The sequence below is a fragment of the Kitasatospora sp. NPDC127067 genome (assembly GCF_042724755.1).
Classification (GTDB): Bacteria; Actinomycetota; Actinomycetes; order Streptomycetales; family Streptomycetaceae; genus Kitasatospora; species Kitasatospora lactacystinica.
Genome location: NZ_JBHXEM010000001.1, coordinates 108869 through 130509 on the forward strand (window position 1 = coordinate 108869; position 21641 = coordinate 130509).

The following is a 21641-nucleotide window of genomic DNA, read 5'->3' on the forward strand; positions in this document are numbered from 1 at the left end:
GATACCTCGGCGCCCATTGCCGACAGTGCCGAGTCCGCTGCCCCCACGGAGCCGACCGTCCCGCAGCAGGCGACGGCCCCGAGAGGGGCGGCGCCGACCGAGGCGGCTCCGGCCGAAGCCGAGGAGCCCGCCGAGCGGGCCGAAGCCGCCGAGCCGGCCGCAACCGTCGAACCTGCTGAATCCGCCGCACCCGCCGAGCCGGCCGAGCCTGCCGAGCGCGCCGAGGCCGCCGAGCAGAACGAGGCCGCCGAACCGGCCGAAGCCGCCGAACAGCCCGAGGCCGCTGTCCCCGCCGAAGCCGCCGAACCCGCCGAGCAGACCGACTCGCCGGAGGCCGCCGACTCCGCCGACCCCGCCAACTCCGCCGACCCCGCCGACGCGTCCGCCCCCGCCGACTCGGCCGAGCCCTCCACTCCGCCCGGCTCCGCGGACGCGGCCGAGTCCCCGGCCCAGCCCGAGGCCCTTGCCGCGCCCGAGTCCACAGACCTCGCCGACGCCCGCTTCTGGCAGTTGCCGGCCCCCGACCGCGCCGCCGCCTTCGCCGAGCTGCGCAGCCGCCCCGCCCCGGTGTTCTTCGGCGACCGCGCCTCCGGCCGGGGTTTCCACGCCCTGGTCCGCCACGCCGACGTGGTCGAGGCCAGCCGCACCCCCGCCGTCTTCCTCAGCGGTCCCGGCGTGACCACCCCCGTCCCGGCGCGCTGGGTCCGGCTGCTGTTCGGCGACTCGATGGTCAACCTGGACGATCCCCGTCACGCCCAGCTGCGCCGGATCGTCTCGCGGGCGTTCACCCCGCGGCTGCTCGACCGGGTCGAGGAGGACGTCCGGCGGATCAGTACCGAGCTGGTCGACCGGATCGAGCGGGAGCGGCCGGAGGACTTCGTGACCGCGGTCGCCGCCGAGCTCCCGTTCCAGGTGATCTGCACCATGATGGGCATCCCGGAGCGGCCGCGCCGCACCATCCTCGACCTGGTCAACCGCACCTCCGAGGACATCGGGGTGGCCCGACCGCTGCGCCGCCGCCTGCGGGTGCCCGGGCGCGGGCTGCGGGCGCTCGCCCGGATGCAGGGCATCGTCGCCGGGATCGGCCGCCGGCGCCGCCGCCGGCCGGAGGAGGACCTGATCTCCGCGCTGGTCACCGCCGACGTGGACGGCCGTCGGCTCACCGGGCGCGAGCTCGGCGCCTTCTTCAGCCTGCTGCTGGTCGCCGGGGTCGAGACCACCCGCAACGCGCTGGCCCACGGCCTGCACCTGCTGACCGCCCATCCCGAGCAGCGCGCCCTGCTGCTCGCGGACCTCGACGGACTGCTCGGCGGCGCGGTGGACGAGATGGTCCGCCACTCCACGCCGATCATCCAGTTCAACCGGACCCTCGCCGTCGACCACGAACTGGGCGGATCCGGCGGGCCGCTGCTGCGCGCGGGCGAGAAGGTCGCGCTGTTCTACGGCTCGGCCAACCGCGACGAGGAGGTCTTCCCCGACCCGGACGCCTTCGACATCACCCGCACGCCCAATCCCCACCTCGGCTTCGGCGGCGGCGGTCCGCACTACTGCCTCGGCGCGCACCTGGCCCGGCAGGAGATGACGGCGCTGTTCCGCGAGCTGTTCACCCGCCTGCCCGAGGTGCGGTCGGTCGGCGAGCCGCAGCTCGTGCCGTCCAGCTTCGACCACCGGGTCCGCTCGCTGCGCTTCACCTTCTGAGCCTCGGGCGACCCCGACCCGTCCGTCAGGTCGGCCTGGACCTTCGGATCGACCCGAATCCTCCGATCGATCCGACCCCCTGGGGCGGCCGGCGCTCCCGCGCCCGGCTAGTCGGTCGCCTCCCAGACCGCGTGATCGTGCGCGAACAGCACGCGGTGCGGCTCGTGCTCCGCCATCCGGTCGAGCCAGGCCCGGTACCCGGGCAGCGGTGCGGCCAGGCCCTCGCGCGCCGCCCGCCGGGCGAGCACCGCCTGCCCGTACTGGGAGGCGAAGTCGTACGCCTGCCCGGCCAGCAGGACCGGGCCGCCGCCCGGGCGGTCGATCAGCAGTGACTGGTGGCCCCCGGTGTGGCCGGGCGTGGGCAGCACCCGCACGCCCGGCCAGACCTCGGCCTCGCCGTCGAGCTCGCGGTACTCGGCGCCGGGGAAGTCGACCAGCGCGTCGATGGTGTACCCGCCGCGCCGGGCGGTGGCCAGCTCCTCCGCCTGGACCAGGACGGGGGTGCCGGCGAACAGCGGGTTGCCGCCGCAGTGGTCGAAGTGCAGGTGGCAGTTGACTACCAGGTCGATGTCGCCGACGGCGACCCCGGCCGCGGCGAGCGCCTCCGGCAGCGGGCGGCGGACCGGGCGGTAGTGCGCCTCGGTCTCCGGCTCGCCGCCACCGATCCCGGTGTCGAACAGCAGCAGCCCCTCCGGACGCCGGACCAGGTACGCGAGCACCGGCTCCACGCGCGGCTCCGGGCTACCCGCCTCGGCGGCCGGCCGGACGAAGTACCCCAGGTCGAGACGGTGGATCACGCGCAATTCAGCCCCCATGTCGCGGTGCGTCGCTCTGCCCCGTACGGACGGTCGCACGGGCCCCCGGTTCGCACCCTACCCGCCGACCGGCAGCCCCCGGTCGGCCTTCACCTGCTTCATCGTCAGGTGCGAGTTGACCTGCGCGATGCCCGGCAGGCCGGAGAGCACGTCGGTGATGAAGCGCTCGTACGCGGCGATGTCGGCCACGGCGATCCGCAGCAGGTAGTCGGGCTCGCCGAACAGCCGGTGGGCCTCCACCACCTCCGGCAGTTCGGCCACCCGGCGCTCGAACTCGGCAACCGTCACCTGGTCCTCGTGACGCATGGTGATCGTCACGAAGGGCTGGAATCCGCGCCCGACCGCCGCGCCGTCCAGCACCGCCCGGTAGCCGCGGATCACGCCGTCCTGCTCCAGTTGGCGCACTCTGCGCAGGCAGGGGGAGGGGGTGAGGTCCACCCGGGAGGCCAGCTCGGTGTTGGTCAGGCGCCCGTCCTGCTGGAGCTCGCGGAGGATTCTGCGGTCGATTCGGTCCATGGCGCAACATTCTGCCAAAACGCGGCTCCGACCAGCGGGAAGTCGCCATCGCGTGCCAGCCCCGTCCGGCTACCTTCAGTGACCGCACCGGCCGCCGGGCCTTCCCGGCCCACCACCGGCGCACTCCGGCCGACCGCCGGGAGGCCCTCCGGCCGATCGCCGGAACAACCCCGGCCGATCGCCGGGGCACCTCCCGGCCGACCCGCCGGGCCCACACCGCGACGAGCACGACAGGCCACGCCACGCCCATGGACACCCACGCCCTCCTTCTCTTCCTCGGAGTCGACCTGCTGCTGGTCTGCACCCCGGGCCCCGACTGGCTCTACATCGCCGCCCGAGGCCTCGGCCAGGGACGCCGTGCCGCGCTGATCGCGGTCGGCGGGGTCTGCGCCGGGTACGCCGTCCACACCCTGCTCTCCAGCGCCGGCCTGGCCGCCGCGCTGCGCGCCGTCCCGGCCGCCCTGCCGGTGCTGCGTCTCACCGGCGCCGCCTACCTGCTGGTGCTGGCCGTCATGATGCTGCTGGCGCTGCGCAAGGGCGGGGGCGCCGCCGCCCTGGCCGCGCCCAAGCCGCAGCCCACCGCGACGGTGCTGCGCCAGAGCATGCTGACCGCGCTGCTCAACCCCAAGGGCCTGCTGCTCTACCTCTCCCTGGTACCGCAGTTCGTCGATCCGGGCGCCGCACTGCCGGTCGGCGGGCAGGTGCTCGCGCTCGGCTCGCTCAACGTGCTGGCCTGTGCGGTGGTGTACGGGCTGGTCGCGCACGCCAGCGGGCGGCTCGGCGGCCGGTTCGGCGGCACCCCGCAGGCGGCCCGCCGGATGACCGTGGTCTCGGCGGTCCTGCTGATGTTGGTGGCGGGCGTCACGGCGACCGCCTGAAAACCGGAGCACAATGCGGGGCATGACCGATCGTCCGTTGCCAACAGGAACCACCGGACCCACTGGAACCATGGGATCCACCAGACCCACAGGACCCACAGGACCTATGGAACCCGCGGGACCCAGCGGAACCCCCGGTGCCGTCGACGGCCCCACGGCTCATGCCTGGGAGGCTCTCGGCGGACCGCCCGAACTGCTGGAACGGGTGACCTTCCACGGGCCGGACGACGTCCTGCCCTCCGGTCTGCCGGTGCGCCGGCTCGCCCGTGCGACCGTGGCGGTCTGCTCGCTGGCCGCCGCCGAGCTCGCCGCCCACCGCGGCGGCGCGGCTGTCCCGGTCGCCCCGGCGGTCCCGGCCGTCCCCGCGGTCCGGGTCGACCAGGGCGCGGTCGCCACCGCCTTCGTCAGCGAGCGGCATCTGACGGTCGACGGCCGTACGCCCGTCACCTTCGCCCCGCATTCCGGCTTCTGGCGCACCGCCGACGGCTGGGTGCGCACCCACGCCAACTACCCGCACCACCGCACCCGGCTGCTCTCCGCGCTCGGCCTCGCCGCCGATGCCGGGCCCGAGCAGCTCGCCGAGACGCTCGGCGGACTGTCGGCCGAGCGGATCCAGGAGCGCGCGTACGAGGCAGGAGCGCTCGCGGTTGCCGTCGCGCCGGTGAGCCCGGCCGTGCACCCCCTCGTGGAGCACCGGGACATCGGTGCCGCCGCCAGGACCGCGCCGGTCCGCCCGCTCGGCGAGGCCCCCGTGGACCGGCCCGCCGCCGGGGTCCGGGTCCTCGACCTCACCCGGGTGATCGCCGGGCCGGTCGCCACCCGCACCCTCGCCCTGCTCGGTGCCGACGTCCTGCGCGTCGACTCGCCCCGCCTGCCGGAGGCCGCCGACGCCCACGCCGACACCGGCTTCGGCAAGCGCTCCACCCGGCTCGACCTCGCCGTGCCGGCCGACCGTGCGGTCTTCGAGGAGCTGCTCGCCACCGCCGACGTCGTCGTCACGGCCTACCGCCCCGGTGCTCTCGACGCCCACGGCCTCGGCCCCGACGCGCTGTTCGCCCGCCGTCCGGACCTGATCCTCGTCCAGCTCTGCGCCTGGGGCTGGACCGGCCCCTGGGTCGGACGGCGCGGCTTCGACAGCCTGGTCCAGGCGGGCGTCGGCATCGCCGCCCACGAGTCCGCTTCCGCTTCCGCTTCCGCTTCCGCCGCCTCCGCCTCGGACTCAGCATCCGGCTCCGGCTCCGGGCACGAGGTCGCCCCTGGTGGCCGTCCCGGCGTGCTGCCCGCCCAGGCCCTCGACCACGGCACCGGCTACCTCATCGCCGCCGCCGTCCTGCGCGCCCTCACCGACCAGCGCACCCGCCGCCCCGGCGGCCGCCACCTGCGCTTCTCCCTCGCCGGCACGGCCTCCTGGCTGCTGCACGGCATCGAACCGGAAACCCCGCAAGGGGCCTCGCCCGAGCCGTACGACCCCTCCCGGTGGCTGGTCGAGACCGACTCCGCGTACGGGCGGCTGCGTCACGCGCTGCCGCCGATCGGGTACGAGGGGGCACCCGCCGACTGGTCGCGCCCGCCGGGGCGCTGGGGGACGGACGAACCGGTCTGGCTCTGACGGCCCCGGGCGAGCGCTGTCCGAGGCGTCTGACAGCATCGCCGTCATGACCGCACACGCCACCGACTACACCTGGTTCGAGGACCGCTACCCCGACCTGGGCGAGGCCTACTGCCTCACCCAGGTCCAGGGCCTCGCGGCCGACGAGCTGCTGCGCCGCTTCGACGCCCTGCCGGCGAGCGACGCCGTCGGCCTGACGGCGGTTATGGCCCGCTGGGACGCCTACCAGGACGGAGCGGACGAGGACGACGACGAGGACGAGGAGTACGAGGAGTACGAGGAAGGGGCCGGCGGGGACGAGGGGGACGGGGCGCTGTTCGACCCTGCCGAGGACCGGCTGCTCGTCGCGGTCACCGAACTCGACGGCTGGGCCCTCGCGATCGAGCCGAACGGCTACCTCGGCGCCCTGGACACGGTGATCCCGCGGCTCGGCGAGGGCACCCGGCTGGTCTCGCACTTCCGCAACGTCAACGCCGTGGACCACTTCCACTGGTGGGAACACGGCGTCCGGCGGCTGCACTTCGAGCCGCTCTTCCCCGGCCAGCGGGACGGCTCGGACGCCGAAGCCCGCGGCATCCCCGAGCTGCTGACCGCCTGTGGCTTCGACCTGGAGACGGAGGAGTACGCGCAGCACACCGAGGCCGCGTTCGCACTCGCCGAGCGGCTGACCGACGTCCGGATCACCCCGGAGCGGCTGGAGGCCGCCACCTTCCGGATCGGCTACGCCCCGCGCCCGTGACGGGCCCGGTCCGTGCCGCGCCCTGCCGCGCCGGTGCCCCCGCCCAGCCGTGAGGCCGTGCCCCGGCGGGACACGGCCTCACGGCACCGGACGGAGGTCAGACCCCCGAGGGGATCTGCTTGGCCCGGCCGCGGACCTGGATCGCCGTGACGATCTCGACCAGGCCCAGGATCACCAGCCAGCACCCGGCCAGCACGGCCAGCGCGGTGATCGACCCGACCGGCCACACCATCAGCAGCACGCCGGCCAGGGTGTTGGCCGCGCCCGCGAAGGCCTGCCAGCCGCGGGCGGGCATCAGCGGGTCGGAGATCGCGGCGGCGAGCTGGGTGATGCCGCGGAACAGCCAGCCGATCCCGATCCAGATCGCGAGCAGCAGCAGCGACTGCGCCGCGCTGCGGAAGCAGAGCAGGCCCAGCAGGACGCAGATCGCACCGCTGATGAAGGCCAGCACCCGCAGTGCCGCGGTGGAGTGGGTGCCGAACGCGGCGATCAGCTGCACGATGCCGATCACCAGCAGGTAGAGGCCGAACAGCACGCCCACCACCAGGAGCGTCTCCTCGGGCCAGGCGAAGACCACGATCCCGAGGGCGAGCGAGGCGAGTCCGGCGACCAGCAGGACCTGCCAGGCGGCCTTGGCGAGCAGTCCGAGCGGGCCCTGGACCGGGCTGCCGTCGGGGGTGATGATCGGAGGGGCCACGGTGGCGTACTCCTCGGGCTGACGCCGGGCGACGGGTGACCGGTGACCGGTGTCCTGCCTGGTCGTGTGACGCAGGACGGGTGAGGTCGGGTCGGCCGGCTGACGGGCAGGGAACGAACCCCAGCATCTCCGCGCCACGGCCGGACCGCGCGTCGGATACGGCCGTTCGGGGGATCCGCCGCGGTCGCCGGAACGTCACCCTCCGGACACTTCCCGTCGATATCATCCGGCGGTATGACTTCTGAAGGGTGGGGGACCCCTCCGGTCGAGCCGATCAGCCAGCACTACATCGTCTGCGGGGGCAATGCGCTGGCCCATCGACTGATCCTGGAACTCGTCGAGCACTACGAGGTCCCGGTCGTCGTCCTGGTCGCCGACCGGACCCGCGACCACGCGCCGCAGATCGAGCAGCTGTCCGGCGTCGCGGCGGTCGTGGAGTACGCCGGCATCACCGAGGAGGCGCTGCGCGCGGTGTCCATCGGTACCGCGCGCGGTCTCGCCCTGGTCGAGGGGAGCGACCAGGAGAACATCCACGCCGCGCTCAGCGCCCAGAACCACAACCCGGACATCCGCATCGTGTTCCGGATGTTCAACCAACGGCTCGGCGAGAACATCGAACGGCTGCTCAAGAACGGTGCCGCGCTCTCCGGGTCCGCCACTGCCGCCCCGGCCTTCGCCTCCGCGGCGCTCGGACGGCCCAACTCGGTGGAGATCGACGGGCGTTACCTGCACATCGCGTTCGACGACGACATCACCTCCGACCGGATCTGCGTGGTCGCCGACCAGATCGACCGGCAGGACCTCGGCAGGATCCGACTGCTGCCCGAGCAGCAGGGCGACTCGGCCGAATTCGTCCGGCTCGCCAGCGAGTTCGGCGACGACGGGCCGATCCGACCCGGAGGCGTTCGGCGCGAACCGGCGCCTGCGGCCGACCCCGATCAGGAGGAGGAGCCGGGCGGCAGGGCGGCGCTCCAGGTGCTGCGGATCGAACCCCGGGAGCCGATCGACTGGAAGCGACGGCTGCGCTGGCGGCTGCTCGACACCATGCGCTTCTTCACCAGCGCCCGGATGCGGCTGGTGCTGCTCACCGCCCTCGCGGCGGTGCTGCTGGCCTTCGGGGTGCTCTGGTACCTCAACCGGAACTTCGGCTGGACCGTCTACATCGCGCTGCTCGACCTGGCCGGCGCGGCCCAGCCGGACCAGCTCTCCGACATCTCCTCCGGGACGGGCACCGGCGGGTTCTGGCAGCGGGTCGCACAGGTGGTGATCACCATCTGCGGGATCACCTTCGCGCCGGTGGCCACCGCGATCGCGGTGGAGGTCCTGGGCTCCGGGCGGCGCGGGCAGCCGCGCAACCCAGGGGCGGGCACCCGGGACCACGTGATCGTCGTCGGCCTCGGCAACGTCGGAACCCGCGTCGCGATCCAACTGCACGACATGGGCGTGCCGGTGGTCTGCATGGAGCGGGACCCGCAGGCCCGCGGCATCGCCGCCGTCCGGGCGCTGGGGATCCCGGTGGTGATGGGCGACGGTCCGTTCGAGCAGCAGCTGCGCCGGGCCCGGCTGAAGCACAGCCGGGCGCTGGTCGCCGTCAGCGGGGACGACGCCACCAACCTGGAGGCGGCCCTGGAGGCACGCCACGGCAATCCCGACGTCCGGGTGGTGGTGCGGCTGTTCGAGGACGACTTCGCCAGTCACTTCTACAAGACGCTGGACAACGCGGCCTCCCGGTCGGTGTCCTACCTGGCCGCGCCCGCCTTCGCGGCGGCGCTGATGGGGCGCGAGGTGCGCGGGACGCTGTCGGTGCTCCGGCACGTGCTGCTGATCGCCGAGCTGAAGGTGGAGGACGGCAGCGGGCTGATCGGGCTGAACCGGCACGACCTGGAGGACCCGGGCGGCGTCCGGGTGATCGCCGTGCGCTTCGCCCACAGCGGGCAGCTGCTGTGGAACTTCCCGGACCGCACCCGGAAGCTCGCCCCGGGCGACGAGATCGTGGTCGCCGCCACCCGCAGTGGGCTCGCCCGGCTGAACACGGTGGCGGTGGAGGAGGACTGAGCGCGGCGGCCGGTCGCGAACGGCCTTCGGCGAACAGGCGGCGGCTTTCGGAGGACGGATGACAGCCGACAGATGACAGCCGACGGCTTTCAGTGGACAGAGTTCAGCGGACAGATTTCATCATCTGAAATCTGTCCGCTGTTCGTCGTCCGTTGTCCGCCGTCCGTGGCCTGTTGTCGCCTGCCGGACGGCCTCCGTTGTCAGCGGTTCTGGAACTCCGGCGGGCGCTTCTCGGCGAAGGCCGCCATGCCCTCCTTCTGGTCCGCCGTGGCGAAGGCCGCGTGGAAGAGCCGGCGCTCGAAGCGCACGCCCTCGGCGAGCGTCGTCTCGAAGGCGCGGTTGACGCTCTCCTTCATCATGATCGCGGCCGGGGTGGACATCGCCGCGATCGTCTCGGCGGTGGCGAGCGCCTCGGCGAGCAGCTGGTCCGCCGGGACGATCCGGGAGACCAGTCCGGCCCGCTCGGCCTCCTCGGCGCCCATCATCCGCCCGGTCAGGCACAGCTCCATGGCCTTCGCCTTGCCGACCGCCCGGGTCAGCCGCTGCGAGCCGCCGATGCCGGGGATCACCCCGAGCTTGATCTCCGGTTGTCCGAACTTCGCGGTGTCCGCCGCCAGCAGGATGTCGCACAGCATCGCCAGCTCGCAGCCGCCGCCCAGTGCGAACCCGGCCACCGCCGCGACCACCGGCTTGCGCACGGCGCCGAGCCGGTCCCACGGACCCAGCCAGTCGTCCAGGTAGACGTCCGGGAACCGGTTGCCCTGCATCTCCTTGATGTCGGCGCCGGCCGCGAAGGCCTTCTCCGAGCCGGTGATCACCAGACAGCCGATCTCCGGGTCCCGGTCGAAAGCGGTCGCGGCGGCGACCACCTCGTTCATGAGCCGGGTGTTCAGCGCGTTGAGCGCCTTGGGCCGGTTGAGCGTGATCAGCCCCACCCGGCCCTTGCGCTCGACCAGGATCGTCTCGTAGGTCTCGGTCTCGGTCATCGCCGTCGACTCCCATTTCCGCTGCTCGGCGCCCGTGGGCGCGCCCTGACCACCCAACGATCTACGACGCGCCCCGCCTCGCGCCAGTCTTGGTATGCGAGACGCCGGTCACCAGGCGGTGGAGCGGGCGGACGCCGAGCCGTCAGAAGCGGACGCCGTAACGCTCCGCCGCCCGCCGTACGGTCTCCGCCTCGACCTCGCCCCGGCGGGCCAGTGCGGCCAGCGCCGCGACCGTCACCGACTCGGCGTCCACCCCGAAGTGCCGCCGCGCCGCCGTACGGCTGTCCGAGAGGCCGAAGCCGTCGGTGCCCAGCGAGGTCCAGTCCTGCTCCACCCAGGGGCTGATCTGGTCCGGCACCGCGCGCATCCAGTCGCTGACCGCCAGTACCGGCCCGGGTGCCCCGGCCAGCGCCCGGGTCACATAGGGGACGCGGGCCGCCCCGTCGGTGCCGGCCGCCGCCCGCGCCAGGTTGGCCGCGTCGCAGTCCAGCGCCTCGCGGCGCAGTTCCGTCCAGGAGGGGGCGGACCAGACGTCGGCCGCCACGCCCCACTCCTCGCCGAGCAGCCGCTGCGCCGCCAGCGCCCAGCGCACGGCGGTGCCGGAGGCGAGCAGTTGGAGTCGCGGCGGGTCGGCGGGAAGGCCGGGGGACAGGGCGGCGGCGTCCGCCGTGCGGTAGCGGTAGAGGCCGTGCAGGATGCCGTCCGCGACCTCCTCGCCGGCCGGGAGCGCGGGCTGCCGGAGCGGCTCGTTGTAGACGGTGAGGTAGTAGAACACGTCCTCACCATGGGGGTGTTGCGCGCTGCTGCCGTACATCCGGCGCAGGCCCTCGCGGACGATCACGGCCACCTCGTAGCCGAACGCCGGGTCGTAGCAGAGCGCGGCCGGGTTGGTGGAGGCGATCAACTGGGAGTGTCCGTCTGCGTGTTGCAGTCCTTCGCCGGTCATGGTGGTGCGTCCGGCGGTGGCGCCGATCAGGAAGCCGCGGCCCAACTGGTCGGCCAGCGCCCACATCTGGTCGGCGGTGCGCTGCCAGCCGAACATCGAGTAGAAGATGTAGAACGGGACGACCGGTTCGCCGTGGGTCGCGTACGCGGTCGCGGCGGCGGTCAGCGAGGCCATCGAACCGGCCTCGGTGATGCCCTCGTTGAGGATCTGGCCGGTCGCCGACTCCTTGTAGTGGAGCAGCTGGTCGCGGTCGACCGGGTCGTAGGTCTGCCCGAGCGGGGAGTAGATCCCGGCGGTCGGGAAGAGCGACTCCATGCCGAAGGTGCGCGCCTCGTCCGGGACGATCGGTACCCACCGGTGGCCGGTCGCCTTGTCCCGCATCAGGTCCTTGACCAGCCGGACGAAGGCCATGGTGGTGGCGATCTCCTGGCTGCCGGAGCCCTTGAACAGTGTTTCGAAGGGCTTCGCGGGCGGGGTGGGCAGCGGGGCGAAGCGCACCCGGCGGGCGGGTGCCGGTCCGCCCAGTGCGGCGCGGCGCTCGCGCAGGTAGCGGGCCTCCGGCGAGTCCGGGCCGGGATGGGCGTACGGGGGCAGTTCGCCGGCCAACACGCCGTCCGGGATCGGGAGTTCGAGCAGGTCGCGCATGGCCCGGAACTCCGCTCCGGAGAGCTTCTTCATCTGGTGGTTGGCGTTGCGGGACTCGAAGCCGGGGCCGAGTGTCCAGCCCTTGACGGTCTGCACCAGCACCACCGTGGGCGCGCCCCGGTGCTCCAGCGCCGCGCGGTAGGCCGCGTACACCTTGCGCGGCTCGTGGCCGCCCCGGGAGGTGGCGACGGTCTCGATCAGCCGCCGGTCGTCCAGGGTGTCGGCGAGCAGCCGCAGTTCGGGCGAGCCGTGGAAGAGGTGCTCGCGGACGTACCCGGCGTCCGAGGCGGCATAGGTCTGGAACTGCCCGTCCGGCACCTCGCCCAGTCGGCGGACCAGCGCGCCCGTGGTGTCGCGGGCCAGCAGTTCGTCCCAGGCCTCGCCCCACAGTGACTTGACCACGTTCCAGCCGGCCGCCCGGAACCGGCGCTCCAGCTCCTGCACGATCTTGCCGTTACCGCGCACCGGCCCGTCCAGGCGCTGCAGGTTGCAGTTGACCACGAAGGTGAGGTTGTCCAGGTTCTCCCGGGCGGCCAGCGCGAGCGCGGCGGTGGACTCGGGTTCGTCCATCTCGCCGTCGCCGAGGAAGGCCCACACGTGCGAGCCGGAGGTGTCCTTGATCCCGCGTGCGCCCAAGTACCGGTTGAACCGGGCCTGGTGGATCGCCGAGAGCGGCCCGAGGCCCATCGAGACGGTCGGGAACTCCCAGAACCAGGGCAGCCTGCGCGGGTGCGGGTAGGAGGGCAGGCCGTCGCCGGCGGCCTCCTGGCGGAAGCGGTCCAGCTGGGCCTCGGAGATCCGGCCCTCCAGGAACGCGCGGGCGTAGACGCCGGGGGCGGCGTGGCCCTGGACGTACAGCTGGTCGCCGGAGCCGTCGGCCTCCTTGCCGCGGAAGAAGTGCTGGAAGCCGACCTCGTACAGCCAGGCGGCGGAGGCGTAGGTGGCCATGTGCCCGCCCAGGCCGCCGCGGTGGTTGCCCCTGGTCACCATGGCGGCGGCGTTCCAGCGGTTCCAGGCGGTGATCCGGCGCTCCATCTCCTCGTCGCCGGGGAACTCCGGTTCGGCGGCGGTGGGGATGGTGTTGACGTACGGGGTGTCCAGCAGCGGAGGGACGTCGAGCCGCTGCAGTTCGGCGTGCTCGACGAGGCGGCGCAGCAGGTGGGCGGCGCGGTTCGGGCCGCCGAAGTCGCGGGCGGCGTCGAGGGACGCGCGCCACTCCGCGATCTCCTCGGGGTCTTGGTCGGGAAGCTGGTCGAGCTGGGACACGGGTGGTTCCCCTTCGTCGGTGCGCTTCAGAGGTTCATATTCCGAGATGCGGAATAGTATTCCTCTCCATGGAACTACTTGGACGGTAGGGAGCGAGAGGGGGGTGCGTCAACCGCTACCGGTGGGTAGTTTGAGAGATGATCGATCATCTCTGTGCGAACTTTATGTGAGTGCGATGAGCCGGCACCCTGACGAGGGCAGGCTCAGTCGGAGCGTCGACCGTCCTCGGGTCGGCCGCCCTCATGCCGACCGTCCTCGCGCCGGGCGTACTCCAGGACGTGCTCGGCCAGCAGCCGCCCGACCGCCGGGTCCTGCCGCCGGAAGGCCTCGATCAGCGGCCGGTGGTCGGCGGCGTTCTCGTGCAGCTCCGGCCGGACCTCGTGCAGCGACAGCACCGTCCACACCTCGACCCCGAGGCCCTCCCAGGTCCGTAGCAGTGTCCCGTTGCCCGAGGCGGCCACGATCTCGCGGTGGAAGGCCACCCCGTGCCGGGCCTGGCCGAGCGCGTCGCCCGCCGCCGCGGCCGCCGCCATCCGCTCGGCGTGCCGCTCCAGGGCGCTGGTGTCCCCGGCCAGCCGGACCACCGCCGACTCGGCGGCCAGCCGCTCCAGCGCGGCCCGCACCTGGTAGACCTCGCGAAGCTCGGCCGGGCCGATCTCGCGCACCCGCACGCCCCGGTTGGGCTCGGCGTCGAGCAGCCCGAGCGTCTGGAGTGCGCGCAGCGCCTCGCGGACCGGCGCCTGGCTGACGTTCAACTCGGCGGCCAGGCGCCGCTCGACGATCCGGTCCCCGGGCTGCCAGCGGCCGTTCAGCAGGCCCTCCAGCAGCAGCCCGCGCACCTGCTCGCCCAGCGGCACCCGGGACAGCGGGTCGGTGTCCCCGGCCGGGGTCGGCGGTGGGACCGGGTGGTTCATGACGGGCTCCAGACGTGCCGGCGGAGGAGGTGGAGGTGGAGGAGGTGGAGGAGGGGCGGGGTTCAGGCCAGGCCCAGCTCGTCGCCCTCGCGCGGGGCGAAGAAGCGGGCGACGTCCGCCGCCGTCACCTCGGCGAGCGTGCCGGGCTTCCAATGGGGGCTGCGGTCCTTGTCGACCACCTGCGCGCGGATGCCCTCGACCATGTCGTGGCCCTCCAGTACGGCGCAGGAGATCCGGTACTCCTGGTCGAGCACGGCCTCCAGCGAAGGGAGCGTGCGGGCGCGGCGCAGCGCGGCCAGGGTGGTCTTGACGGCGGTGGGGGAGTTCGCCAGGAGGGCGACGGCGGCCTCCTTCGCCTCCGGGGCGCCGGAGTTCAGCAGCCGGTCGACGATCTCCTCGACCGTGTCGGCCGCGTAGCAGGCGTCGATCCAGGTGCGCCGGTCGGCCAGTGCGGCGGGCGGTGCGGGCTCGGTGTGCGCGGCGACGAGGGCGGCGACGAGGGTGGCGACCTCGCTGCTGCTGCTCCCGCTCGCCGCGGCGGTGCCCCGGCTCAGGGCGTCGAGCAGGTCGGGGATGCGCGCCGAGGGCACGAAGTGGTCCGCGAATCCGCAGAGCAGGGCGTCGCCCGGGCCCATCGAGGCGGCGGTGAGCCCGAGGTGGGTGCCCAACTCGCCCGGGGCGTGGGCGAGCAGCCGGCTGCCGCCGACGTCCGGGGCGATGCCGATCCGGGTCTCGGGCATCGCGACGGTGGACCGCTCGGTCACGATCCGCACCGCGCCGTGGGCGGAGACGCCGACGCCGCCGCCCATGGTGATGCCGTCCATCACCGCGACGTACGGCTTCGGGTAGCGGGCGATCAGGGCGTTCAGCCGGTACTCGTCGCGGAAGAACGCCCGGGTGCCCGCTCCGCCCGCCTTGGCGTCGTCGTGCATCGCGCGGATGTCGCCGCCCGCGCACAGTCCGCGCTCGCCCGCGCCGGTCAGGACGACGGCGCGTATCCGGTCGTCCCCGGCCCAACTGTCCAGGGCGGTGCGCAGGGCGGTGACCATGCCGTGGGTCAGCGAGTTGAGCGCCCTTGGGCGGTTCAGCACGAGCCGTCCGACACCGCCGTCCAGGAAGGCCTGGACCTCCGTCACCTCTGCGCTCATCGGGCCCGCTCCCGTCCCTCGGTGATGTCGACGCCGTTCGGTGTCCTCCGGGCCCGGTCGCGGCCCGTCGGCGCCCCGCCCGTCGGCGTCCGTTGCCGTCGTCCGCCGTTCGTTCCCGCCGGAATCCTGGCGTCCACCGTACCGGGGCTCAGGAGGCGTTCCGATCACCGGGCCGGGCCGGGCAGGGGCGAACAAGGCTGGGTAGGGAGGACAGGGGGGTCGGGAGGTTCGGGGCGCGCGGCCGGGGTTCAGGGCCAGGCGCGCAGGGCGAGTTCGGCGGTGCGGGCCAGGTCGGCGGCGGTGGCGCCGTCCCGGGCCTGCTGGGACATGCCCTGGATGACTGTGCCGAGGTATCCCGCCAGCGCCTTCGGATCGGCGTCGGGCGGCAGTTCGCCGTCCTGCCGGGCCTGGTGCAGCCGGGCCTCGAAGGTCCGCAGGTTCGCGTTGCGCAGCTCGCGCAGCAGCTCCTGGACGCCGGCGTCCTGCGGGGCGACGTTGGTGGCGGCGGAGATCACCAGGCAGCCGGCCGGATGGGACGGGTCGGGGTAGATGGCGGCGGCCTCGCGCAGGATGCGGGCGAAGGCGCCGTACGCGGTGGGCTCCTCGGCCAGTGCGACGGTCGCGAACGCGCCGACGGGGGAGCGGCCGTACTGGCGGACCACCTCCTCGAACAGCGAGCGCTTGTCGCCGAAGGCGGCGTACAGGCTGCCGGGGCGGATGCCCATGGCGGTGGTGAGGTCGGAGACGGAGGTGGCGTCGTAGCCGAGCTGCCAGAACAGCCGGGTGGCCGCGGCCAGGGCCTCGGCGCGGTCGAAGGCCGGCGGGCGGCCGCGCCTGGGGCGGGGTGGGGCGTCGGGTGCCGCGCCTGCGGGTGCCGCCTTCGCGGGTGTCCCGGTCGTCTGCTGTGCCTCGCTCATGCCCCAAATTTTAGAGCAGTCGCTCAAAAAGTGTGTGCTAGCGTCTTTCTTGAGCGATGACTCAACAATTATCGGATGCGGTGAGAGGGGACTCGGCCATGGGTGCGGGCACGTACGGGCTTCAGGGCAAGGTGGCGCTGGTCACGGGCGGCAGCAGGGGGATCGGCCGGGCCATCGCCCGGCGGCTCGGGCGGGACGGTGCCACTGTCGCCGTCGGCTACGCCCGGGACGGGGCCGCGGCGGAGGAGGTGGTGGCGGGCGTCCGGGCCGACGGCGGGCGGGCGTTCGCGCTGCACGCCGAACTCGGCCGGCACGGCGACGCGGCCGCGCTCTGGGCGGCCTTCGACGCCGGGATCGGAGCGCACGCTCCGGACAGCGGCGTCGACATCATCGTGAACAACGCCGGGATCGGGCGCAGTTCGGACCTCGAAGCGCTGACCGAGGAGGGCTTCGACGAGGTGTTCGCGGTCAACGTCCGGGCGCCGTTCTTCGTGGTGCAGCACGGACTGAAGCGGCTGCGGGACGGCGGCCGGATCATCAATGTCTCCAGCGGGGCCGCCCGATTGGCGATGCCCGAGATCATCGCCTACGGCGCGACCAAGGGGGCGCTGGACACCTTCACCCTCAATCTCGCCAAGCAGCTCGGCCCGCGCGGGATCACCGTGAACTCGGTCGCGCCCGGCATCGTGGACACCGACGTCAACGCCGGCTGGCTGCGGGGAAACCCGGAGGCAGAGGCGTACGCGGCCTCGGTGGCCGCGCTCGGCCGGGTCGGGCAGCCGGAGGACATCGCGGACATCGTCGCCTTCCTCGCCTCCGACGATGCTCGCTGGGTGACCGGGCGGGTCGTCGACGCCACGGGCGGAGCCGGGCTCTAGGCGGAGGTGGGCGAACGGGAAACGGATAACAGCTGACAGATGATGAAATCTGTCAGCTGTTATCCGTCATCCGCGATCCGTCATCGGTGCCCTGTTGTCCGTGGTCGGGTTCGCCGTGGCTCCCCGGCCTCCGGTCCGGGCCCTCAGCCCCGAACCCGCCCGGTGACCTCGCCGAACCCGACCACGGTGCCGTCCGGCCCGGGCGCGGTGGCGGTGATGGACACCTCGTCGCCGTCCTCCAGGAACGTCCGGGTCGTCCCGTCCGGGAGCTTCAGCGGCTCCTCGCCGTTCCAGGTCAGCTCGATCAGCGCGCCCCGGGTGTCCCGCTCCGGCCCGCTGACCGTGCCGGAGGCGAACAGGTCGCCGGTGCGCAGCGAAGCGCCGTTGACGGTCATGTGGGTCAGCTGCTGCTGCGCCGTCCAGTACATGGTGGCGAACGGCGGCCGGGAGACCGGGTGCCCGTTCAGCCGGACCTCCATCGCCAGGTCCAGGCCCCACGGCTCGCCGCCCCGGTCGTCCAGGTACGCCAGCGGCTCGACGTCGCGCTCCGGCGGCGTGACCCGGGCGTGCTCCAGGGCCTCCAGCGGGACGATCCACGGCGAGATCGAGGTCGCGAAGGACTTGCCGAGGAACGGGCCGAGCGGCACGTACTCCCAGGCCTGGATGTCGCGCGCCGACCAGTCGTTGAGCAGGCAGACGCCGAACACGTGCTCGCGGAAGTCGTCCAGCACGACCGGGCGGCCCAGCTCCGACGGTGCGCCGACGACGAAGCCGACCTCGGCCTCGATGTCGAGCCGGCGCGACGGCCCGAAGGTCGGCGCGGCGTCGGTGGGCGCCTTGCGCTGCCCGAAGGGCCGCACCACCGGCGTGCCGGAGACCACGACCGTGCCCGCCCGCCCGTGGTAACCGATCGGCAGGTGCTTCCAGTTGGGGGTGAGCGGCTCCGAGCCCGGGCGGAAGATCCGGCCCAGGTTGGTGGCGTGGTGCTCCGAGGCGTAGAAGTCGACGTAGTCGGCGACCTCGAACGGCAGGTGCAGCTCCACCTCGTCGGCCGGCAGCAGTGCCGGCGACAGCGCCTCGCGGAAGGACTCGTCGGTGAGCCAGGTGGTGAGGTCCGCCCGTACCCGGGTCCAGACCGGACGCCCCGCCGCCATCAGCGGGTTGAGCGAGTCCGCGTCCAGCAGCACCGACGGCGCGCCGGCCGCTCGGGCGGCCGCCCCGGCGTCCAGCACGAAGTCCCCGACGCGCACGCCGATCCGGCGCCGCCCGGGCCGGTCGGCGGCGGTGAAGACGCCGTACGGCAGGTTGTGCACGCCGAACGGCGAGTCCTGGGCGCTGGCGAGCCAGCTGCTGGGGCTGCTGGGGGTGGTGCTCAACGGTCCTCCTGGTGCAGTGGACTGGGCGACGACAGCAGGCCGAGCGCGGCCAGGTCGCCCAGGGGCTCGGCGATGCTACAGGTGCCGAACGCGGTGAACGAGTTGCGGATCACCGTAATCTGATGGTCAGTCAGTGCGCGCGCCGCCTTGGCCAGCGCCTCGCCGTCACGCTCCGCCAGCACCGCCGCGGCCGCCGTCCGGTCGGTCTCCTGCGCGGCCAGCAGCACGTTCAGGAAGCCGTGGTGCTCGAACCCGGTCTCCGGGTCGGTGTGCCGGACGGCGTTGTGCAGCCCGGCCGTGCACTTGTACGGCAGCCCGCGCCGCGCGCAGCCGGTGAGGAAGGAGGCCAGCTCGTCCTCGTCCGGGAACGCCTCGGCGACCAGCCCGCCGGTGCGGAACTTCGCCCGGTACGGGCTGTCCACCAGCACGTCCAGGACGGCGTCCAGTCCGTCCCCGCGCAGGAGTTCGCGCGGCAGTTCGACGGCGGCCGGGACGTCCGGTGGCAGCAGCCGGTCCAGCGCGGCCACCGCCTCGGCGGCGTCCCGGGTGGCCAGCTCGACGCCGGCCAGCTCGAACGGCGCGGCGGCGGCGAGCGCCGGGGCGAGTTCGGTGCTGCCCCCCGGCAGCACCAGCCCGACCTTGAGCGGCCGGCCGCCCGCCGCCACCGCGCCGTCCGCTCCCGATGCGCGCCCCTGGGCCGTGGCGGTCTCCGGGGAGTTCGCGACCGCCGCGGCCAACTCGCCCAGCCGGCCCGCCCCGCAGAGGAGCGGGCCGACCGCCTCGGCGTACCAGGCCGCGCGGTGCAGCCGGTGCGCGGGCACCGCGTCGACGACCGGCAGGTTCCCCGGCGGGAACACCGCCGCGTCGTCGAACAGTCCGTGGAACAGCTCGGGGATCACGCCCCCCGGCGGCAGCGTGTTCATCGCCCGGGCCCCCGACCGGCCCAGGTCCAGGCGTAGTTCGCGTCCTCACTGGCCCGGCCGCCCTCGCCCAGCTCCAGGGGGCGGAAGGTGTCCACCATGACGGCCAGCTCGTCGAAGAACTCCGCGCCGATGCTGCGCTCGTACGCCCCGGGCTGCGGACCGTGGGTGTGCCCGCCCGGGTGCAGCGAGATCGAGCCCTGGCCGATGCCGGAGCCCTTGCGGGCCGCGTAGTCGCCGCCGCAGTAGAACATGACCTCGTCGCTGTCCACGTTGGCGTGGTAGTACGGCACCGGGATCGCCAGCGGGTGGTAGTCCACCTTGCGCGGAACGAAGTTGCAGATCACGAAGCCGTTGCCCTCGAAGACCTGGTGGGCCGGCGGTGGCTGGTGGATCCGGCCGGTGATCGGCTCGAAGTCCTTGATGTTGAAGGCGTACGGGTACAGGCAGCCGTCCCAGCCGACCACGTCGAAGGGGTGGTGCGGCACGGTGTAGCGGGTGCCCGCGACCCCGTTCGGGCCACGGTGCTTGACCAGCACGTCGACGTCCCCGGGGGCGTCGACGACCAGCGGGCCGACCGGTCCGCGGAAGTCCCGCTCGCAGTACGGCGCGTGCTCCAGCAGCTGCCCGTACTTCGACAGGTAGCGCTTGACCGGGGTGATGTGGCTGTTCGCCTCGATGCAGTACGCGCGCAGCGGCTCGTCCCCGGCCGGCACCCAGCGGTGGGTGGTGGCGCGCGGGATGATCACGTAGTCGCCCTGGCCGACCTCGATCGAGCCGAACACCGTCTCGACCGTGCCGGAGCCGGACTCCACGTACACGCACTCGTCGCCGAGCCCGTTGCGGTAGAGCTCGCTCGGGGCCCCGGCGGCGACGTACGAGATCCGCACGTCGCCGTTGCCGAGGACCAGCCGGCGGTTGCCGACGACGTCCGCGGACTTCCAGTCCTGGTCCGCGAACAGCTCGTGCAGCTTGAGGTGCCGGGGGAGGAGCGGGTGGTTGGGCACCGTGGACTGGTCCGGCAGCTCCCAGGGCACCGCGTTGACCACCGCCGAGGGGATGCCCCGGTGGTAGAGCAGCGAGGAATCCGAGGAGAACCCCTCCTCGCCCATCAACTCTTCGTAGTACAGCCCGCCTTCGGGAGTGCGGTGCTGGGTGTGCCGCTTGGGCGGGATGCTGCCCAGCTGCCGGTAGTACGCCATCTCCGTGGTCCTCCTCGACCGTCTGGCAGAGATCCGTGTTCGTCAGAGCTCGTCGGAGCCCGCCGAAGACCCGCTCGTCGGAGCCCGCCGAAGACCCGCTCGTCGGAGCCCGCCGAAGACCCGCTCGTCGGAGCCGGTCGGAAGCCGGCCCGTCGGAGGCCGGCCCGCCGGGAACCGGCTCGTCGGAGCCGTCGGACGCTCACAGGTTGCCGCGTCGGTCCTGCTCGCGCTCGATGGACTCGAAGAGCGCCTTGAAGTTGCCCTTGCCGAAGCCGAGCGAACCGTGCCGCTCGATGAACTCGTAGAAGACGGTGGGGCGGTCACCGACCGGCTTGGTGAAGATCTGCAGCAGGTAGCCGTCCTCGTCGCGGTCGACCAGGATGCCGCGCTTCTTCAGCTCCTCGATCGGCACGCGCACCTTGCCGATCCGCTCGCGCAGCTCCGGGTCGTCGTAGTACGCGTCGGGGGTGTTGAGGAACTCCACGCCGCGCGAGCGCAGCACGTCGACGGTGGTGAGGATGTCGTTGGTGGCGAGCGCCATGTGCTGGCAGCCGGGGCCGGTGTAGAACTCCAGGTACTCGTCGATCTGGGACTTCTTCTTGGCGACGGCCGGCTCGTTGAGCGGGAACTTCACCCGGTGGTTGCCGCTGGCGACGACCTTGGACATCAGCGCGGAGTACTCGGTGGCGATGTCGTCGCCGACGAACTCGGCCATGTTCACGAAGCCCATGACGCGGTTGTAGAACGACACCCACTCGTCCATCCGGCCGAGCTCGACGTTGCCGACGGCGTGGTCGAGGGCCTGGAAGAGGCGCTTGGGCGAGCCCTCGGGGTGGGTCACCCTGCTCGCCGCGACGACGTAGCCCGGCAGGTACGGGCCGTGGTAGCGGGAGCGGTCGATCAGGGTGTGGCGGGTCTCGCCGTAGGTGGCGATGGCCGCGCGGCGCACGGTGCCGTTCTCGTCCGAGACGTCGTTCGGCTCCTCCAGCACGGTGGCGCCGGACGCGCGGGCGTGCTCGATGCACTTGTCCACGTCCGGGACCTCCAGGGCGAGGTCGACGACGCCGTCGCCGTGGCGGCGGTGGTGGTCCAGCAGCGGGCTGCCCGGCTGGACACCGCCCTTGATCACGAAGCGGCAGGAACCGGAGCGGAGCACGTACGCCTTGCGGTCCCGACGGCCGGTCTCCGGGCCGGAGTAGGCGACCAGCTCCATGCCGAAGACGACCTGGTAGAAGTGGGCCGTCTGGGTGGCGTTGCCGACCACGAAGACGACCGCGTCCTGGGCCGTCACGGGGAACGGGTCGGCGGCGGCGTCGTGCTCGACGAGGCCGACGAGGCGGCGCAGCTGGTCGGCGTCAAGACCGGCCTCGCGCTCCTCGGGGGTCAGCTCAAGGGCGTGGGTCTGCGGGGTCATCGCTCGTTCCTCCACTTCGGGC

General features: G+C 73.2%; 18 protein-coding genes. 6 read left to right on the plus strand and 12 right to left on the minus strand.

From position 1 onward, the window contains the following. The first annotated feature begins 510 nt into the window (after window positions 1-510). Window positions 511-1698, plus strand: coding sequence for a cytochrome P450 (locus tag ACFWJ4_RS00450; protein ID WP_380538081.1), 1188 nt, complete (start codon window positions 511-513; stop codon window positions 1696-1698). 107 nt (window positions 1699-1805) lie between these two features. Here ACFWJ4_RS00450 and ACFWJ4_RS00455 read toward each other — a convergent pair whose 3' ends face one another. Both ACFWJ4_RS00455 and ACFWJ4_RS00460 read right to left on the minus strand, forming a co-directional pair. Beyond that, on the minus strand, window positions 1806-2513 hold the full coding sequence (locus ACFWJ4_RS00455) for an N-acyl homoserine lactonase family protein (protein ID WP_380537872.1): 708 nt from the start codon (window positions 2511-2513) through the stop codon (window positions 1806-1808). A gap of 57 nt (window positions 2514-2570) precedes the next feature. Further along, window positions 2571-3029, minus strand: a complete 459-nt coding sequence (locus tag ACFWJ4_RS00460) for an Lrp/AsnC family transcriptional regulator (protein WP_316524654.1) — start codon at window positions 3027-3029, stop codon at window positions 2571-2573. A gap of 248 nt (window positions 3030-3277) precedes the next feature. Here ACFWJ4_RS00460 and ACFWJ4_RS00465 point away from each other — a divergent pair, with 248 nt between their 5' ends. The 3 genes from ACFWJ4_RS00465 to ACFWJ4_RS00475 all read left to right on the plus strand — a co-directional run bounded on the left by ACFWJ4_RS00465 (window position 3278) and on the right by ACFWJ4_RS00475 (window position 6255). Further along, entirely contained in the window at window positions 3278-3907 is a 630-nt protein-coding gene (locus ACFWJ4_RS00465) for a LysE family translocator (RefSeq protein WP_359900394.1), read from the plus strand. A 106-nt stretch (window positions 3908-4013) separates the two neighbouring features. Then, window positions 4014-5516, plus strand: coding sequence for a CoA transferase (locus ACFWJ4_RS00470; RefSeq protein WP_380537874.1), 1503 nt, complete (start codon window positions 4014-4016; stop codon window positions 5514-5516). A gap of 46 nt (window positions 5517-5562) precedes the next feature. Next, window positions 5563-6255, plus strand: a complete 693-nt coding sequence (locus tag ACFWJ4_RS00475; RefSeq protein WP_380537876.1) for a DUF6461 domain-containing protein — start codon at window positions 5563-5565, stop codon at window positions 6253-6255. 97 nt (window positions 6256-6352) lie between these two features. Here ACFWJ4_RS00475 and ACFWJ4_RS00480 read toward each other — a convergent pair whose 3' ends face one another. Beyond that, a complete protein-coding gene (locus tag ACFWJ4_RS00480) occupies window positions 6353-6952 on the minus strand; it encodes an HdeD family acid-resistance protein (RefSeq protein ID WP_359900400.1) in 600 nt (199 codons plus the stop codon). 234 nt (window positions 6953-7186) lie between these two features. On the opposite strand from ACFWJ4_RS00480, the gene ACFWJ4_RS00485 reads away from it, so the two are divergent. Then, window positions 7187-9007: an NAD-binding protein gene (locus ACFWJ4_RS00485; protein WP_380537878.1), complete on the plus strand. Its 1821-nt coding sequence runs from the start codon at window positions 7187-7189 to the stop codon at window positions 9005-9007. Window positions 9008-9207: 200 nt separating this feature from the next. On the opposite strand, the gene ACFWJ4_RS00490 is transcribed toward ACFWJ4_RS00485, so the two are convergent. From ACFWJ4_RS00490 to ACFWJ4_RS00510, 5 genes are all read right to left on the minus strand, one after another. Then, on the minus strand, window positions 9208-9993 hold the full coding sequence (locus ACFWJ4_RS00490; RefSeq protein ID WP_359900403.1) for an enoyl-CoA hydratase: 786 nt from the start codon (window positions 9991-9993) through the stop codon (window positions 9208-9210). 142 nt (window positions 9994-10135) lie between these two features. Beyond that, complete coding sequence (gene aceE, locus ACFWJ4_RS00495) at window positions 10136-12850, minus strand: pyruvate dehydrogenase (acetyl-transferring), homodimeric type (RefSeq protein ID WP_380537880.1); 2715 nt, start codon at window positions 12848-12850, stop codon at window positions 10136-10138. Window positions 12851-13053: 203 nt separating this feature from the next. Then, window positions 13054-13764 (minus strand): GntR family transcriptional regulator, encoded by a 711-nt coding sequence (locus tag ACFWJ4_RS00500; protein WP_380537882.1) that lies wholly within the window; start codon window positions 13762-13764, stop codon window positions 13054-13056. A gap of 62 nt (window positions 13765-13826) precedes the next feature. Next, complete coding sequence (locus ACFWJ4_RS00505) at window positions 13827-14900, minus strand: enoyl-CoA hydratase/isomerase family protein (RefSeq protein ID WP_380538083.1); 1074 nt, start codon at window positions 14898-14900, stop codon at window positions 13827-13829. Window positions 14901-15160: 260 nt separating this feature from the next. After that, window positions 15161-15829 carry a TetR/AcrR family transcriptional regulator gene (locus tag ACFWJ4_RS00510; protein ID WP_380537883.1) on the minus strand — a complete coding sequence of 223 codons (669 nt, stop codon included), beginning with the start codon at window positions 15827-15829 and terminating at the stop codon, window positions 15161-15163. A gap of 98 nt (window positions 15830-15927) precedes the next feature. On the opposite strand from ACFWJ4_RS00510, the gene ACFWJ4_RS00515 reads away from it, so the two are divergent. After that, window positions 15928-16707: an SDR family oxidoreductase gene (locus ACFWJ4_RS00515; protein ID WP_380537885.1), complete on the plus strand. Its 780-nt coding sequence runs from the start codon at window positions 15928-15930 to the stop codon at window positions 16705-16707. Window positions 16708-16850: 143 nt separating this feature from the next. Here ACFWJ4_RS00515 and fahA read toward each other — a convergent pair whose 3' ends face one another. From fahA to hppD, 4 genes are all read right to left on the minus strand, one after another. Beyond that, window positions 16851-18083, minus strand: coding sequence for a fumarylacetoacetase (fahA, locus tag ACFWJ4_RS00520; RefSeq protein WP_380537887.1), 1233 nt, complete (start codon window positions 18081-18083; stop codon window positions 16851-16853). Beyond that, a complete protein-coding gene (locus tag ACFWJ4_RS00525; RefSeq protein WP_380537889.1) occupies window positions 18080-19006 on the minus strand; it encodes a hypothetical protein in 927 nt (308 codons plus the stop codon). Before ACFWJ4_RS00525 ends, fahA begins: the two co-directional genes overlap by 4 nt. Continuing rightward, on the minus strand, window positions 19003-20205 hold the full coding sequence (locus tag ACFWJ4_RS00530) for a homogentisate 1,2-dioxygenase (RefSeq protein WP_380537891.1): 1203 nt from the start codon (window positions 20203-20205) through the stop codon (window positions 19003-19005). Before ACFWJ4_RS00530 ends, ACFWJ4_RS00525 begins: the two co-directional genes overlap by 4 nt. 199 nt (window positions 20206-20404) lie before the next feature. After that, entirely contained in the window at window positions 20405-21619 is a 1215-nt protein-coding gene (gene hppD / locus ACFWJ4_RS00535; RefSeq protein ID WP_359900421.1) for a 4-hydroxyphenylpyruvate dioxygenase, read from the minus strand. Between the last annotated feature and the right edge of the window lie 22 nt (window positions 21620-21641).